Origin of the sequence: Bradyrhizobium genosp. L (genome assembly GCF_015624485.1) — a bacterium.
In the GTDB taxonomy this organism is placed as follows: Bacteria; Pseudomonadota; Alphaproteobacteria; order Rhizobiales; family Xanthobacteraceae; genus Bradyrhizobium.
On the sequence record NZ_CP061378.1, the window covers coordinates 5,322,024 to 5,337,576 of the forward strand.

Genomic DNA, 15,553 nt, shown 5'->3' on the forward strand with positions numbered 1-15,553 from the left:
TCAACTCATCAGCCCGGCGCGGCCGAAGAACCCCTGAGGTCGAACGATCAGAACGATCGCCATCAGGGCAAAGATCGACACCTTGGCCATTTCGGGTGCAAACAGCGAGGTCATGCTGACGACCACGCCGACCAGAAGACCCGCCAATACCGCACCGCCGATCGAGCCCATGCCGCCGACCACCGTCACCACGAAAGCTTCGGCGAGAATGGTGCCGCCCATCTCCGGAATGACGCCCTGCAGCGGGGCCGCCAACAGGCCGGCGAAGCCGGCGATCGCAGTTCCGATCCCGAAGACGATCAGCCAGACGCGTGACACATCGACGCCAAGGACACGGACAATTTGCGGATCGCGAGCACCAGCGCGAATGATCAGCCCGAAGCTCGTCTTTTCCAGGAACAGCCAGAGCGCCAGCAGGACGACGGCGGTGGCTCCAATCACAAAGAGACGGTAAAGCGGGAAATATCCGACGCCGATGTCGACGGCCCCTTGCAGCACCTCTGGCGTATCGAAGGGGTAGCCGGTCTTGCCGAACGCGATGCGTACACATTCGACCATGACGTAACTCAGCCCGAAGGTAAGCAGCAGCGGATAGTCGATACCGCGGCCATAAAGCGGACGGATCAGCACCCGCTCGACCGCGAGCCCGAACACTCCGACCGCAAGCGGCACCGCCACCAGGCAGAGCCAGAAATTGCCACCGATCGAGATCAGATAGAGCCCGACATAGGCACCAACCATGTAGAACGCGCCGTGGGCGAAGTTGACGACCGTCAGCATCCCGAAGATCAGCGAAAGGCCGATCGCAAACAGCACGTAGATCGCGCCGAGCGCCAAGCCTGCGAACAATTGCAGCGCGATCAGATCAAAGCTCAGGCCCGCCATCCGTCCCCCCAAGCAGGCGCGCACCGTTCGACGGCGCGCGCCATTGCGCGAGCTCAGCTCTTGTGGCCGAGCGCTTCGCAGGTGCGCAGGTACTTTTCGTTGGGCTCCTCGGTCGAAAGAACCTCGAACACGTCGGAGTCGTTCTTCATGTCCTTGGACTTCGACTTGATGACGAGAACCGATTGCACCGATTGGTGATCGCATTTGCGGTAGTATTGCGGCCCCTTGTAGTAGTCGTACTTCAGGGCTTCCAACGCTGCGACCACCTTGTCGGTCTCGACGCTGCCCGCGTTCTTGACCGCCTCGAGCACAGTCCGCACGCCACCGTAGCCGAGCGCGCCGTAATCGGTCGGCAGCTTGTTGTCATACATCTTGCGAAACGCCTCGTTGAACGCCTTGGTCGAGGCGAACTTGTCCTCGATACCCCAGTAGAACGAGCAGCCGCCGACAACGCCCTCGAACGCCTGCGCGCCCGCGGCGACGCGGCTGGCGTGCGAGAGCAACGGCGCGATGATCTGGATCGACTTCTTGATGCCGAAATCGGTTGCCTGCTTCAGCGCGATCTGCTGGTCGCGGCCGAAATTGCTGATGCAGAGGATATCGGGCTTCAGCGCCTGAAGCCGGGGCAGCAGGGTCGAGAAATCGGTCGTTCCCAGCGGATGACGGATGTCGCCGAGATTCTCGATATTGAAGTCCTTGCCGACCTCGAGGAAACCGCGAACCATCTCGTGGCCGTAGGCGTAGTCAGCGGTAAGGAATGCAACCTTCTTGCCGAACTTGGAGAAGGCGTAGCGGCCGACCGCGCCCGACGTCATGTGCGGATTCAGGGCTTCATGGAATGTGTACTTGCTGAAATCGGCCGCCTCGTTGATGGCGTCGGACTGGCTGATCGAGTTGAAGATGATGCCGCGTTCCTTGGTGACGTTGTTGATCGCTAGCTGAACCGCCGCCGACAGACTGCCGACGACGAAATTGACCTTCTCCTTCTCGACCAGTTCTAGCGTCCGCGTCGCCGCCTCTCCGGGATTGAGCTTGTCGTCACGCACGACGAGTTCGGCCTTCCTGCCGTTGAGACCATCGCCATCATTGAACTGGGCGATGGCGAGCTGCGCTGCGCGCACTTGGTCCTGCGCCTCGGCGCCATAGGGACCGGTCAGGGGAACGGGGAAGCCGATCTTGATGGATGCTTCCTGCGCCTGCAGCAGATTGATACGGAATGGCGAGGCGGCAAGAATGGCGCCGGCGCCGGCTGTCGTCAGGAGCCGGCGGCGCGAAACCGACCCGGCTTTGGTGTCCGTCTTCCTCATCCCTGTTCCTCCCCAAATATTGCCAGTTTGGCTTGTTGTATTTGTGTTTGCCTGGAACGTCGCCGTCCTAGATTCGTCCCAATGCCGTCAGGATAACCTGAGGCGTGAGCGGAATCTCCGTAATTATAGTGCCAAAGGGCCGGAGCGCGTCGTTGACCGCATTGGCAACCGCAGCCGCCGCCCCGGCAGTGCCGGCCTCGCCCGCCCCCTTGGCACCCAGCTCCGTCTCCAGGGTCGGCGAGACCACGTGGCCGATCTCGATATCTGGCATCTCGCCGGACATCGGGACCAGATAGTCCGCCATGTTTGCGTTGGTCAGTTGACCACGCTCATCATAGACGCACTTCTCGAACAGCGCTGCGCCCAGTCCCTGCACCACCCCTCCCCGGATCTGCTCGTCGACCAGTTGCGGATTGATGATCGTACCGCAATCTTCGACCACCCAGTGATTCAGCAATTTGACGAATCCGGTCTCGGTATCGACCTCGAGCCAGGAGGCCTGAACGCCGTTGGTAAAGGCAAAGGGATACTGTCGGGGAACAAAATGCCGGGTCGCCATCAATTCGGGTTGGGTACCCGGTGGCAGCGTGTCCGGACGGAAGTAGACGATGCGCGCCAGCTCGTCCAACTCGATCCGCGATGCCCCGTCGCTGACGCCGACAATGCTGTTGCCGACGATGTCGAGCGTGGTTGGCTTGGATTGCAGGATGGCCGCAGCAACATCCAGAATGTTCTTGCGCAGGACCTTGGCCGCCTGCAATGCCGCCTCGCCGCCGATGCCGGCGCCACGCGACGCCCATGTCCCGCCGCCATAGGGCGTGTTGTCGGTATCCCCGAGAATAACGCGGACTCGCTCCATGGAGACGCCAAGCACGCTGCCGACGATCTGGGCCGTCAGCGATTCCGAGCCTTGCCCCTGCTCCGTGATGCTGGTCTGGCAGATCACAGAGCCCTGCGCGTCGAGCCGCACCGCAACGCCGTCCTGTGACGAAATCTTCGCGCCGCCGACGCCATAGAAAGCGGCGCTCGGATTGGTCACTTCGATGAAGCTCGCAATGCCAATCCCGCGGTGGATGTTACTGGACCGCAGCGCCGCCTGCTCGGCTCGCAGCCCGTCGTAGTTCATCATCTGGAGCAACTTGGCCAGCGAGGCATGGTGCGACAGCTGCTCGAACTTCATGCCCGACGGCGACGCGCAGGGATAGGCATCGTCAGCGATCAGGTTGCGGCGGCGAATTTCCACCGGATCCATGCCGATCCGCGCGGCGGCCAGATCGACCAGACCTTCGGTCACCGAGCAGGCAATCGGGTGTCCGACCGCCCGATACTGGCACATGACATTCTTGTTCTGGAAAACGACCCGGGCGCGCGCCCGATAGTTCTGGGCGACATATGGGCCACCGACCAGGTTGACCACCTGGTTTGCCTCGATGGCGCTGGTCCGCGGATACATCGAATAGGGACCGATGCCGGTCAGATCATCGATCTCGAAACCGACAATCATCCCATCCTGCTTGACGCCGATCCGGCCTTTGCAGCGATGATCGCGGGCGTGAATGTCGGTGTTGAAGCTTTCGACACGGTCAGCAACGAATTTGACGGGCCGGCGCAGCAGCTTGGACAGCGCGTAAGTCGCCATTTCGTCTGCGTAGATGTGGACCTTGATGCCAAAGGAGCCACCGACGTCTTTGCAGACGACACGAACCTGCGATTCCTTCAGTCCGAGATGCAAGGCCGCGATGTTCTGCACCATGTGCGGCGCCTGCGTGCCCTGATAGATAGTCAGCCGCGCCTCGGCCGCGTTCCAGTCGGCGACGACGGCGCGCGATTCGAGCGTCACGCCGGTATGCCGCCCGAAGACGAAGTCGGCCTCAACCACGGCGTCAGCTTCCGAAAATGCCCGGTCGACATCGCCGGCATGGAGGATCCGCTCAAAGGCAAGATTGTCTTTCAGCGACGCATGAATGACGGGTGTCGACGGATCGAGCGCGGTGCGCATATCCGTGACCGCCGCGAGCTCTTCGTAGTCGACGGAAATGTGCTCCATGGCGTCTTCGGCGGCCGCACGGTTGGTTGCCACAATCGCCGCGACCGCCTCTCCCTGCCAGCAAACGCGATCGATCGCGATGGCGCTTTGCGGCGCCGACTTCAATCCCTTCAGATGCGAGAGGACGCCGACCCAGGGCGTAATGACGGCCTCGAGTTCGCGACCGGTGACGACGGCGATCACCCCCGGCATACGCTTGGCAGCGCTGGCATCGATCGCCACGATACCGGCGTGAGCATGCGGCGACCGCAAGAACACCACATGCACCATCCGCGGCAGTTCGAGGTCGCTGACATATTGCCCGCGGCCTTGAAGGAGCCGGTCCAGGTTAGGTCGCGGCACCGTCTTGCCGATGTATGAATTCGGGCGGTCAAGCACCGAGAGCGTATCTGGTGGCGGACGAGCAGCGCTCATATCGATCGCTCCATCCGCGCCTTCGCCGTCGCCTCGACGGCGTCCACGATCGCCTGATAGCCGGTGCAGCGACAATAATTTCCGGAAAGATGCTCGCGGATCGCCTGACGATCCGGTGCAGGCAAATGCTTGAGCAAGTCCTGCGCCGTGATCAGCATCGCGGGCGTGCAATAGCCGCATTGCAGTGCATTGCGCTCGCGAAACGCCGCCTGGAGATCGGCAATTTCGCCACTGTCGGACAGCCCCTCGATCGTCTCGACCGACGCCCCCTGCGCCTGCAGCGTCAGCATCAGACAGGAGCGAACGATCTCGCCATCGATGCGCACGGTGCAGGCACCGCAGACCCCATGCTCGCAGCCGACATGAGTTCCCGTCAGCTTCAGATTGTCCCGGAGGAAGTCAGCAAGATTGAGCCGCGGCAAGACAAAGGCATCGACGGGTTCGCCGTTGACCAAGAGCGAGACCGGTACCGGGGCGGTCAACCCGCCGCTCCCGTCTCGAGCTCCGGACGCGCGAGCAGCGTCGCCACACAATGTCGCAGCAAGACCTTTGCAAGATGCCGGCGCATGGCCGGAGTTGCCTGCTGATCTTGCTGCGGATCGAGTTCGTCGTCCAGCGCAGCCGACGCTTCGTCGAGCGAGGCGGGGGTGACGGATACATTGATCAGCTTGCGCGCGGCCTCCACGAGGAGAGGCCGGTCCTCGACGGCAAAGAAGGCGAGCTGGAGAGCTGCGAACCGGCCGTCCTTGACGACAGCGTGAGCAGCAAGACCAATGATCGCGTAGTCGCCATGCCGCCGGGCGTACTCCTGGAAGAAGAATCTCGAGCCCTCGCCGGCGAGTGGTATCTCGATCGCGACCAGCAGCTCATTCGCCGACAGAGCCGTCTCGTAGATGCCCTTGAAAAATTCGCGTGCCGCGATCCGGCGTTCACCGTCCGGTCCGCGGACCACAACGGCCGCGTCGAGCGCTACTGTGCAGGCAGGCAGTTCCGACGCCGGATCCGCATGTGCGAGGCTTCCGCCGATCGTTCCGCGATTGCGAATTGCAGGATGAGCGACGTGGGTAACCGCCTCACGCAGCAATGGTGCATGTTCTGCCACCTCGGGGGATCTGAGCAATTCAACGTGGCGGGTGAGTGCGCCGATGATCAATGCGTCGCGCCTTATCGTAATGCCACGCAACTCGGCAAGACCGCCGATATCGACCACGAGATCTGGAGACATCAGGCGCAGGTTCATCGCCGGCATCAGGCTCTGGCCGCCCGACAGAACTTTGGCCCGGTCGCCGTGCGCAGCCAGCAGCTCCAGCGCATTCACGACGCTGGTCGGGCGGGCATAGGTGAAAGCCGCGGCTTTCATTTGGGCGTGGCCTCCCCGGGCCGATTTTGGCTTTTTCGGATTAAAGGGTCGCCCCAGTTAAAGGTCAAGCTTGTTTATCGAGTGATTATTTAGTTGATGGGGCTTGTCATCGAGGCACGAAGGACGCAGGTTCCTGACCAACCAAAGCCGGCCGCGGAGCAGATCATGAAGCTCGGGTTCTTTACGATGCCGATCCATCCCGTCGACAAGGACTGGCGGCAATCGCTCCGGGAGGATCGTGAAGCATTCTTGCTCGCCGACGAGCTCGGGTTCACGGAGGCCTATGTCGGCGAGCATGTCACCGACAGAGCCGAGAACATCACCTCCAGCATCGCCTTCATCGCCTGGATCGCGGCTGCCACCAGGCAGATCAGACTGGGAACTGGCACGATCAATATGCCCAACGCCCATCCGGCGGCGATCGCGGCTTCAGTCGCCATGCTCGATCACATGCTGGACGGCCGCTTCATTCTCGGGATCAGCCCCGGCGGCCTGCTGTCCGACGCGGAGGTGTTCGGCAATCTCGACGCCGATCGCAATGCGATGTTCCTGGAAGCGATCAATCAGGTTCTTGATATCTGGACAGGCAAGCCGCCTTATGACTTGCAGGGCAAGTACTGGAATATCTCGGTTGGAAAGACACTGATCGCCGACATCGGCCAAGGATTCATCCCCCGGCCGCTACAGACCCCCCACCCACCGATTGTCGTGACCGCGGTCGCGCCGTTCTCGAAGGGCGTCACGGAAGCCGCCGCTCGCGGCTGGGATCCGATCTCGGCAAACTTCCTGATGCCGGCCTGGGTGAAGAGCCATTGGCCCAAATATGTCGAGGGCTGCGAGCGCGTGAACCGGACCGTCGATGCCGCCAACTGGCGCGTTGCCAAGAGCGTGTTCGTCGCAAACGATGCGGCGACGGCAAAGGCTTATGCCACAGATCCCGACGGACCTTACGTGTACTACTATCATCAGCTTTTCACGAAGCTGAAGCGAGGCGGCCGGCTTGAACTGTTCAAGACGCGTCGGGATCAACCGGACTCGGAGGTCACGCTGGAGTCGATCTGCGACAAGCTGATCATCTACGGCACGCCCGACAGCGTGGCCGATCAGCTGCTGGCGTTCCAGGAGGAAGTCGGCCCGTTCGGAACCCTGCTTTATGCCGGCAAGGACTGGAAGGACCGCGAACTCGGCCGTCAATCAATGATCCTGATGGCCGAGAAAGTCTTGCCGCGGATCGACGTCGGCGCCGCTGGATCGTCGACCTGATCAAGGAGTCTCGCTGTGGCTTTCACTGATCGCATTCCCTATCAGGCTCAGATCGACCGGCCGAAGCTCACTTTGCCGGGCGGCAAGAAGCTTGCGGTCTGGGTCATCCTCAACGTGGAGGAATGGCGCATCGAAAATGCGATGCCGCGCACCGTGCTGAGCCCACCGATGGGACAACCTCTGCTGCCAGATGTACCGAACTGGTCATGGCATGAATACGGCATGCGCGCCGGCTTCTGGCGGCAATTCAAGGCTCTCACCGACCGAAAGATACCTGTGACGCTGGCTCTGAACGCCAATGTCTGCAACAGCTATCCGCGCGTCGCATCCGCAGCGCTCGAAGCCGGCTTCGAGTTCATGGGCCATGGCTTCGTTCAGGGGCCGATGCACAAGCTCGAGAACCAGCCCGATGCGATCAAGCGCGCGGTCGACACCATCGCGAAGTTCGCCGGCAAGCCGCCGAGGTCGTGGGAAAGTCCTGGTCTGACCGAGACCGACGAAACGCTTGATCTCCTGCGTCTCAACGGTATCGAGTATGTGGCCGACTGGGTCATCGACGATCTTCCGCAGGATATCGCCACGCCGCACGGGACCGTGACGACGATCCCCTATTCCGTCGAAACCAATGACATTGTCATTCACGCGCTGCAGCACCTTCCATCCGAGCAGTTCCTGAAGCGCTGCACCGACCAGTTCGATCGGCTCTACCTCGAAGGCGCGGAGAATGCACGGATCATGGCCATCTCGGTGCATCCCTACGTCACCGGGGTGCCGCATCGCATCAAATACCTGGAGGCTCTGCTCGACTACGTCATGGGCCACGACGGCGTAGCGATGATGACAGCAAGCGAGATCGGAGATTGGTACCGGAGCGAGACGGCCAAGGTGTAGGCCTCAGCCGACGGCCTTGATCGAAGCGCGCGGGCGATCGGTCGAGCTTTCGGCCAGCCGTCCAAATCCTGCGAGGAAAATGTCGAGTGCGTCGCTGATCATTTGCGCCTTATCCTCAAGGACCGGCGCATCATAAATGTACTTCCGCACACCATAATAGAAGATGCCGCCATGAAACACCCACGCCAGTTCCAATTCGGCGGCGCTCGGTTTGCTTTGCACCGCAAGCCCGGCATCGTGACGGCACTCCCTTATGATGCGGGCCAGGATCTTGTCCCTGACCATGCCGACGTACCAGCGATTGATATCGAGGCCCTTCAGGCCTGAATACAGATAGATCCGGAGCCATTTGCGGGTGAAGATCGCATCAGTGTAGTTTTGATAGAATTCCTGCAACCTTGCACGGAGGGGGCGCGACCGATCGGACAATAACCTGTCCCACCCCGGCTCGAGTGGACCAAGATAGACCTTCCGATAGACCTCCTTGATGAGGTCGTCCTTGCTCGGAAAGTACCGATAAAGCAGCGGCTGGGTTACCCCAAGCTTTCGCGCCAGTGCACGGGTGCCACCACCGAAGCCCTCTTCCGCGAATAGCTCGGTCGCCCTGGATACGAACTCGCTGCGGCGATCGTCGGCCGACAATCGTCTTTGCTTGACGCGCGTTCGCTTGGCCGGCGTCTTCCGATTCATGAACCCCCGCCATCGTCAGCCAAAAACCGGCCAAAACCGCCCCGCGCAAACAACAGAGGTTCGTTCCCGTTGTAGGCGTATCCCTCCACCGCCCCGAGGAAAATGACATGGTCTCCACCGTAGTAGCGATTGGCGGCACGGCACTGAAAATTTGCGATCGCATCCGCGAGCACCGGCGCGTTTCCAAGGCCTGGCGCCCAGGTGACCCCTGCGAACTTGTCACCAGACGATTTGGCGAACTGCGAAGCGAGCGCATGGTGCGACGCGCCAAGAACATTGATGGCAAAATGACTGGCATTCTGAAAGATACTGAGCCCCTGCGAAAACATCCCCAAGCTCCAGAGCACCAGCGGTGGATTGAGCGACACCGACGCAAATGAATTGCACGTAATCCCGTAGGGTTTTCCGTCCGCTGACATCGCGGTGACAATCGTCACACCGGTCGCGAATGTGCCGAGCGCATTGCGGAAGTCGCGAGGATCAATCGCTGAATTGTCGCTGGCCAGCTCATTGGCCGGATCAGCCGGATGTTTGGGTGGATCGGACATCCAGTCGGCCTCAAAGCGTCAGGTTTTCGGACGGTAGCCCGAGCGCGACCCGTCCGTAGTTGGTCCCGGCAGCATCAAAATTGAATGCCAGGTGGGAATTCACCGCATGTGCGTCGCGAAATTGGCGCTGCAGGGCTCCCGAGGTGAACAGGCTACGGGCTCCGCTCGCCGTAAACAGCAGCGACACAGCTTCGGTGCACAGATTGACCGAGAAGGCGCCGTCACGCCGGAGCTTCGTCTTCGCCGCAATCCCCGGCATCTGGCCGCGCCGGACATCCGCAAGCACTTCAACGCAGTTGGTGCGCATGATCAGGCGCGCGGCATCTATCTTGGCCGATGCCTCGGCGATCTTGATCTGCGTCGTCTGCAGATCACCGATCTTGGCTCTGTTATAGGTAGAGGCGCGATGCCGCGCGATTTCGACGTAATCATCGAGACACGCCTGGGCATTGCCCAGTCCGACCCCTGAGAGAACGTATGGGAATAGCGAGAACACGGGAAGCGCATAGAGCGCGTTGGGATTGACGACGCTACCCGGCGTTGGACCACCCGCGAGGTCTCTCACGGCAACCGTCATATGCCCGGGGACAAACGCATCCGCCACCCGGACGTCGTTGGATCCTGTTCCCTGCAGGCCGGTCGCATTCCACGTATCATTGATGCCGTAGTCCCGCCTGTTCAGGAGAAACAAGCGGTACTCTACGCCATCGGCTTCGTCGTCGGACGCAACGACGCCTGCGAGCATGTTCCACTCGCAAGCTTCCACGCCGGACGAGAACGGCCAATGACCATTCAAGACATAGCCGCTATCTGTCTTCCGGGCGCGACCGGCCGGGAAAACGAAAGACGACGCGATCAGCGTGTTCGGGTCCGCGCCCCACACCGTGCTCTGCGCCTCCGGTGAGAACATGGCCAGCATCCAATGATGGCTCGCGAGATTGGCAAAATTCCAAGAGACCGATGCATCGCCCTGCCCCAAGGCATCGGCGCAGTCGACCAGGGCGACATAGTCGAGTTCGCTTCCACCGACACGCCGCGGCTGCAGGATCCGGAACAGCCCGCTGTCTTGGAGATCCCGTTCTGTCTCCGGCGGCAGTCGGCGCAGTTCCTCAGTCCGCGGAGCCCGCTCGCGCAGCGCGGGAACGAGCGCCCTGGCTCGCGCGACCATGACCGAGTCTTCGTTTGGACGTGGCGCTGCCGGTACAGCAGCGTCAAGCCCGCGGCCAACCTCAACCATCGGCGTTTCCTGCGTTCGATCCAGCTTCAGATGCGCGGTCGATCTGACGTCTAGTTTATCGAGCGATCAACAGAGATCAAGGCGCATAAGCCAATGTGTCAGTAGCGCGTGATCTGTCGCCTGTTTGTAGCTCGTGAAGTGTCGTGTTTTTGGTGCCCGGGAACCAAGGGGGCACGATGGGCACGGCATCCATTCACGAGGGAGTACGACGGATGCGGTTTTCAGATTTGCTGGAGCGTACGGAGGCCAAGGAGCTGACGCAGGAGGCGGCGTCGGAGGTTCTGGGGATCAGCGTAAGGACCTTTCAACGCTGGGCGGAGCGCTTTGAGGCGGAGGGCGATGCCGGGCTTGTCGACCGGCGGATGGGTCGGCGATCGCCGAGACGGGCGCCGGAGGAGGAACTGGAGCGGATGCTGGGGCTGCTCCGGGACAAGTACGCGGACTTCACGGTGAAGCATTTCCACGAGCAGCTGCAAAAGCGGCATGACTACATGCTGGGCTATACGGTGACCAAGCTGGCCTTGCACGCAGCCGGGTTGGTGCGGAAGGCGCCGAAGCGTTCGGCGCACCGCAAGAAGCGCCCCCGCCGGCCGCTTCGGGGCATGCTGCTGCATCAGGACGGATCGCGCCACGTCTGGATCGAGGGTCTGCCCGCGAGCGACCTGATCGTCACGATGGACGATGCGACCAGCGAGGTCTACTCGATGGTCCTGGTCGAGGAAGAAGGAACGGCCTCGACCTTCCAGGCCCTGCGCGAAGTGATTGGCGAGCATGGCCTGTTCTGCGCGCTCTACACCGACCGCGGCAGCCATTATTTCCTGACCCCAAAAGCTGGCGAGAAGGTCTCGAAGACGCAACAAACCCAGGTGGGACGGGCCTTGTCGCATCTTGGGATCGAGCATATCGCAGCCTATTCGCCGCAGGCGCGCGGGCGCTCCGAGCGGCTGTTCGGCACGTTGCAGGACCGGCTGCCGAAGGAGCTGCGGCTTGCCGGGATCACGACGGTTGAGGCTGCCAATGCGTGGCTGAAGGCGCATTACATCGCCGGGCACAACGCCGCCTTTGCGATCAAGCCCGAACAGGAAGGCAGTGCATTCGTGGCCGACCGGCATGAGGCCTGGCGCGAGGCGCTGTGCGTGATCGAGGAGCGAACCGTCGCCAACGATAACACCGTTGCATGGAACGGTCGGCGGTTGCAGTTGCCGCAGAGCCGGCTCAGGCCGCACTTCGTCAAGGCCGTGGTGCGCCTCCATGAGTATCCCGATGGCACCCTCAGCGTGTTCCTCGGGCCGCATCGGTTGGCGATGTTCAGCGCCGACGGACAGCAGATCAGCCCCGACGCGCCTCAGCCTGGCAGCGTGCTCGCAGCCGTCAAGGACAAGCCCTGGCGGGCGCGCAAGCGCGCGTCCTTGACCGCTCCTGCGCGCGCCGCCGTCGAGACAGCGCGGGTCGGGGCGGAGAAACCGGCTGCAAGTCGAACAAAGAAACCCACCCGCAGGGCTAAAACCGCCGCAACAGCCGTGGCATGATCAATCAGGGAATGCCGTCCACGCCTTCCGGCTCCCCTGCTAATCTGAAACGAAGGCGACAGATCACGAGCTACAAAAACACGACATCTTCACCCGCTACGGACAGGCGCATAAGCCAATGTCGTCAAGCCATATCGCTCCTCAACGATCTTCCATACGCTTGGCATATCGACCGACTCGATGGTCCAGAAACGCGAAAGCGCCCGATGGCCACTACGACCACCGGGCGTGCTGTGCATGAAGATACTGGCCTTGATCGGTGCTCACCCACAGGCAAAGCCGGCCCGCCAAGCTCTAAACGAGCCCCTTCCACCAGTACAGCGTGTGAACCCACGCCCACGGCGTCGCGGGCCTGAACAGTTTGTATCCCTGCTGGATGAAATTGTTGGCCGAAAACACATTGTCCGTCGTATCCGAGACAATCGCCTGCCAACCGAGCCTCCGCGCCCGCGCTTCCAACGCCCGCGTCAGCCGCCGCTGCAAGCCGTGGCCGCAATGTTGCGTCACAACGCCGACGCGGCAGAGATATCCCGCATTGGCGACGTGCGTCGAGGGAACAATACCTGCGAACCCGACCGCCCTCGTTCCGTGGAAGGCAATCCACCAATACCCCAGCTCGAAATCCGGGACGCGGGCGCCGTCGTAGAACGTCAGCTGATGAAGTTCGCCGAGCGCCTCCGCGACTTCGTCATCCTGAGGCTCGACCTCACGTATTCGGTACATGGTGGAGCCCTGAGTTCTTTGTTGTCGAGCTAATGCAAAACCTATGGCGACGCGCGCTTCGCTTGTTAGAATCGAAGCACTGACTATTTTCCGAGTGTGGCCTTGATGCCCAGCCACACGGCGCCCACCAAACCGGTCGCAATGACAGTAATCGCTGCCTTGAAGGTATAACTCTGGGCTTGCTCGACGCTCCTTCGCCAGCGCCGCAGGTGTTGAAAGTCCGCGCGTAGTTCGCGCTGGTCACCCTCATCGATACCGAATGTGGCCAAGACGGTCGCAATCGTCTTGACCACGACCGCATCGATGTCACTTCGGCGAACGCGCTCTTGCTCGATCAACGTTTCCATCACGATGGCTCTCACGTCCGCCGCATTCATCAACGTCACCTTTTCAAAATTCGGACGACGTTCTCGAACGTTCGCTTACCGAAGTAGAACCCCATGATCATGCCCGCCCAGGTGCTGACATCGCCCGCGAGCTGTGGCGTCACGCCAAGCCCCATGACTTTGTCCCAAATGACGCATTTTCCCGATCCTCGGCCGCCGAATGCACCTTTGTACCGTGCAGGCTGCAGCAACGGCTCGAACACTTTTGCGGTAAGAATTTTCAGGATGGACAAGGCTGCTCTCAATGGGGAATTCGGCTCGCACCTCGATCATCGGCGACGCCACCAACCAGGACCGCCAGATCAAACCAAGCGGTAGACGAGCTTGGCCCGATGTGCGGCGCAACGTCTCACGCATCTTCGCTTTCATCAGAATCCGGCTCGACGATGATGCGCTCGATGCGATGCACGAGCTCGAGCGCGCCGTCGCCATTCTCGATCGCCTGCGGGGCCTTGCCCCAGCCGCGATCGAGGATGGCGTTGGCGGCAGAGACGCGGGCAGCGGGCGTCGCGCTCGTGGATCGCATCACGCCGACCAAGGCGTTGATCGCGCTTCTGGTATGGCTGCGCGCCAGCGAACGGATCTGGGTGATCGATTTCGCCACCCTATTTCTCCTGCCAATCGGACGGGAGGTATTCGCTCGGCGCAGTGTCGGCGTGATCGAGATCGGGGTCGGGCACGGCAGAGCGAAACGCGATGGTCGGAAAATCCGTTTGTTCGCGGCCCCGCCGCGGGCGGGGAATGAACTGGATGATCTCCGCGCTCACGCGAAATGCTCCCATACTGCGATGGCAACCAGGCCCGCAAGCGCGAGCGATATCAGATAAGCGGTCATGTGAACCTCATTGATCGGTCGGCCGCGCAACGCGCGGACCGCGGAAAGAAATGTGCGGCAGATCGCGCAATCGGCTGCGATCTTTGGGGCGCGAACCTTATCCCTGACGAGTGGGGCCGCGGGCGGCGCCGGCTTTCGCCGCGCCGCAGGGCCGGTGCGTTCGCGCGCGCCGGCCAATATGTTGACGGGTTCGGACGGCGGCGCGCTGACGACGCTCAGGCGATAGGTGGGGAGGATGTGGCGTCGTGACGTTGCGGCCGCCGTCCGATTGGTGAAACGGCAAACAAAAAGCCCGCCGCGGATTGCTCCGCGCGGGCTGCATCGATTTCGGAATGATGGAATTATGCCGGTGAGTTGCCCGACGTGTCAAACTCTTTTTTCAAGCTGAAGGAGATCGGTAAAATGCGATGCGTCGGCTTCGACGGCGGGAAACCGACTTCATCGATAGTTGGCGCAGGTTTAGGAATCGCAACACCAATGTCCGCCCAAGGTCGTATGCTTGTTGCGATGATGTCAGTGTGCCGGTGAGTTGCCCGACGCGTCAAGCCGTCGGGCGGCGTGCTGTTTGGTTCGACATCAGGACAGTTCTTGGCGGGCGTTGGCCGGATCGGCTGCGCCGCGCTCGAAACGCAAGGAGGCGTCGATGTATTTCGTTGCTGCCGTGCTCGCGGTCCTGTCGGGCCTGTTCTATGCCGCGGCTCATCATCAGATCGGTTCGCTCGGCTCGACCGTATGCCAGTATGGCGGTCTGTTCTGCGACAATCCGCTCCTGGTTATGGTCGGCGCCGGACTTGCCGCAGCCTGGGGCAAGCTGGTCAGCGTTCGCTGAAGACTGTTTGGGATTGAGCATTGCCTGCCACTGATTTTCCGACCAGGGCTTCACCTCTATTGCAACAAATTCGGATTTGCCGGTTGCGCCGGCTTTGGGCCCGGCGGGACGGGCTCGATCGGCGCTCTTGGCTCCGTCGGCGTCACTGCGGCACCGGCAGCACGTGCCGACTCGCCTGTCGTTGAGTGGTTGGCCGTCGCGGCCGGCTGCACCATTGGCGTGCTCCAGGGGCCGTGATCGACGATCAGCATGCCCAGCACGCCGAGGATTGCAACCACTGTTGCCACCGCGAGCGGTGCGCCACCGTGCCGCTTTCTGTGCTCGATCGCGCGAACATCGGTCATGACATCAGTCCTCGCAATTGTCGTCACAGGAATAAGCGGCGACTTGCGCGGAAGTTTCCGGTTCCCAAGTTCGAAAACGAGGCATGTTCACGGGAACCAATCCGCGGCTGCGGCATTCTCACAGCGTGGCCGTCACCCGCCGTTCAAAACGGCGCCTGTCGCGGATAGCCAAAGGTCATCGACCCGCTGTTCAAAACGAGCGCACGCGCGGATAGCCAAAGGTGGCGGCCACGTACCTTCCTTCGATCGAGCCCGCAGCACCGCG

18 protein-coding genes are annotated in these 15,553 nt (G+C 61.7%); 4 read left to right on the forward strand and 14 right to left on the reverse strand.

Features of this window, described 5'->3' with window-relative positions:
• The 5 genes from IC762_RS25360 to IC762_RS25380 form a co-directional block, all read right to left on the reverse strand.
• A complete protein-coding gene (locus IC762_RS25360; RefSeq protein ID WP_195784932.1) occupies positions 1 to 885 on the reverse strand; it encodes a branched-chain amino acid ABC transporter permease in 885 nt (294 codons plus the stop codon).
• A gap of 53 nt (positions 886 to 938) precedes the next feature.
• A complete protein-coding gene (locus IC762_RS25365) occupies positions 939 to 2,192 on the reverse strand; it encodes an ABC transporter substrate-binding protein (RefSeq protein WP_195784933.1) in 1,254 nt (417 codons plus the stop codon).
• Positions 2,193 to 2,259: 67 nt separating this feature from the next.
• A complete protein-coding gene (locus tag IC762_RS25370; RefSeq protein WP_195784934.1) occupies positions 2,260 to 4,653 on the reverse strand; it encodes a xanthine dehydrogenase family protein molybdopterin-binding subunit in 2,394 nt (797 codons plus the stop codon).
• Positions 4,650 to 5,135 (reverse strand): (2Fe-2S)-binding protein, encoded by a 486-nt coding sequence (locus IC762_RS25375; RefSeq protein WP_195784935.1) that lies wholly within the window; start codon positions 5,133 to 5,135, stop codon positions 4,650 to 4,652. Before IC762_RS25375 ends, IC762_RS25370 begins: the two co-directional genes overlap by 4 nt.
• On the reverse strand, positions 5,132 to 6,013 hold the full coding sequence (locus tag IC762_RS25380) for an FAD binding domain-containing protein (protein ID WP_195784936.1): 882 nt from the start codon (positions 6,011 to 6,013) through the stop codon (positions 5,132 to 5,134). The genes IC762_RS25375 and IC762_RS25380 overlap by 4 nt, the downstream gene beginning before the upstream one ends.
• 165 nt (positions 6,014 to 6,178) lie before the next feature.
• Here IC762_RS25380 and IC762_RS25385 point away from each other — a divergent pair, with 165 nt between their 5' ends.
• Positions 6,179 to 7,276: an LLM class flavin-dependent oxidoreductase gene (locus IC762_RS25385; protein WP_195784937.1), complete on the forward strand. Its 1,098-nt coding sequence runs from the start codon at positions 6,179 to 6,181 to the stop codon at positions 7,274 to 7,276.
• Between the two features lie 15 nt (positions 7,277 to 7,291).
• Positions 7,292 to 8,167: a polysaccharide deacetylase family protein gene (locus IC762_RS25390; RefSeq protein ID WP_195784938.1), complete on the forward strand. Its 876-nt coding sequence runs from the start codon at positions 7,292 to 7,294 to the stop codon at positions 8,165 to 8,167.
• A 3-nt stretch (positions 8,168 to 8,170) separates the two neighbouring features.
• Here the strand turns inward: IC762_RS25390 and IC762_RS25395 are convergent, their stop codons facing one another.
• The 3 genes from IC762_RS25395 to IC762_RS25405 are packed head-to-tail and all read right to left on the reverse strand — an operon-like array spanning position 8,171 to position 10,573.
• On the reverse strand, positions 8,171 to 8,857 hold the full coding sequence (locus tag IC762_RS25395) for a TetR/AcrR family transcriptional regulator (RefSeq protein WP_195784939.1): 687 nt from the start codon (positions 8,855 to 8,857) through the stop codon (positions 8,171 to 8,173).
• Positions 8,854 to 9,405: a flavin reductase family protein gene (locus tag IC762_RS25400; protein ID WP_195784940.1), complete on the reverse strand. Its 552-nt coding sequence runs from the start codon at positions 9,403 to 9,405 to the stop codon at positions 8,854 to 8,856. Before IC762_RS25400 ends, IC762_RS25395 begins: the two co-directional genes overlap by 4 nt.
• Before the next feature lie 10 nt (positions 9,406 to 9,415).
• Positions 9,416 to 10,573 (reverse strand): acyl-CoA dehydrogenase family protein, encoded by a 1,158-nt coding sequence (locus IC762_RS25405; RefSeq protein WP_246801232.1) that lies wholly within the window; start codon positions 10,571 to 10,573, stop codon positions 9,416 to 9,418.
• A gap of 281 nt (positions 10,574 to 10,854) precedes the next feature.
• On the opposite strand from IC762_RS25405, the gene IC762_RS25410 reads away from it, so the two are divergent.
• Positions 10,855 to 12,171 (forward strand): ISNCY family transposase, encoded by a 1,317-nt coding sequence (locus IC762_RS25410; RefSeq protein WP_195784942.1) that lies wholly within the window; start codon positions 10,855 to 10,857, stop codon positions 12,169 to 12,171.
• Between the two features lie 294 nt (positions 12,172 to 12,465).
• Here the strand turns inward: IC762_RS25410 and IC762_RS25415 are convergent, their stop codons facing one another.
• From IC762_RS25415 to IC762_RS25435, 5 genes are all read right to left on the reverse strand, one after another.
• A complete protein-coding gene (locus IC762_RS25415) occupies positions 12,466 to 12,894 on the reverse strand; it encodes a GNAT family N-acetyltransferase (protein ID WP_195784943.1) in 429 nt (142 codons plus the stop codon).
• Positions 12,895 to 12,977: 83 nt separating this feature from the next.
• Positions 12,978 to 13,271, reverse strand: coding sequence for a hypothetical protein (locus IC762_RS25420; protein ID WP_195784944.1), 294 nt, complete (start codon positions 13,269 to 13,271; stop codon positions 12,978 to 12,980).
• A 5-nt stretch (positions 13,272 to 13,276) separates the two neighbouring features.
• Positions 13,277 to 13,513 carry a hypothetical protein gene (locus IC762_RS25425; protein ID WP_195784945.1) on the reverse strand — a complete coding sequence of 79 codons (237 nt, stop codon included), beginning with the start codon at positions 13,511 to 13,513 and terminating at the stop codon, positions 13,277 to 13,279.
• Positions 13,514 to 13,629: 116 nt separating this feature from the next.
• On the reverse strand, positions 13,630 to 13,884 hold the full coding sequence (locus tag IC762_RS25430) for a hypothetical protein (RefSeq protein ID WP_195784946.1): 255 nt from the start codon (positions 13,882 to 13,884) through the stop codon (positions 13,630 to 13,632).
• A 1-nt stretch (position 13,885) separates the two neighbouring features.
• Complete coding sequence (locus tag IC762_RS25435) at positions 13,886 to 14,047, reverse strand: hypothetical protein (protein WP_195784947.1); 162 nt, start codon at positions 14,045 to 14,047, stop codon at positions 13,886 to 13,888.
• Positions 14,048 to 14,758: 711 nt separating this feature from the next.
• Here IC762_RS25435 and IC762_RS25440 point away from each other — a divergent pair.
• Positions 14,759 to 14,944: a hypothetical protein gene (locus tag IC762_RS25440; RefSeq protein WP_195784948.1), complete on the forward strand. Its 186-nt coding sequence runs from the start codon at positions 14,759 to 14,761 to the stop codon at positions 14,942 to 14,944.
• Between the two features lie 56 nt (positions 14,945 to 15,000).
• On the opposite strand, the gene IC762_RS25445 is transcribed toward IC762_RS25440, so the two are convergent.
• Positions 15,001 to 15,288 carry a hypothetical protein gene (locus IC762_RS25445; RefSeq protein ID WP_195784949.1) on the reverse strand — a complete coding sequence of 96 codons (288 nt, stop codon included), beginning with the start codon at positions 15,286 to 15,288 and terminating at the stop codon, positions 15,001 to 15,003.
• Positions 15,289 to 15,553: the final 265 nt, after the last annotated feature.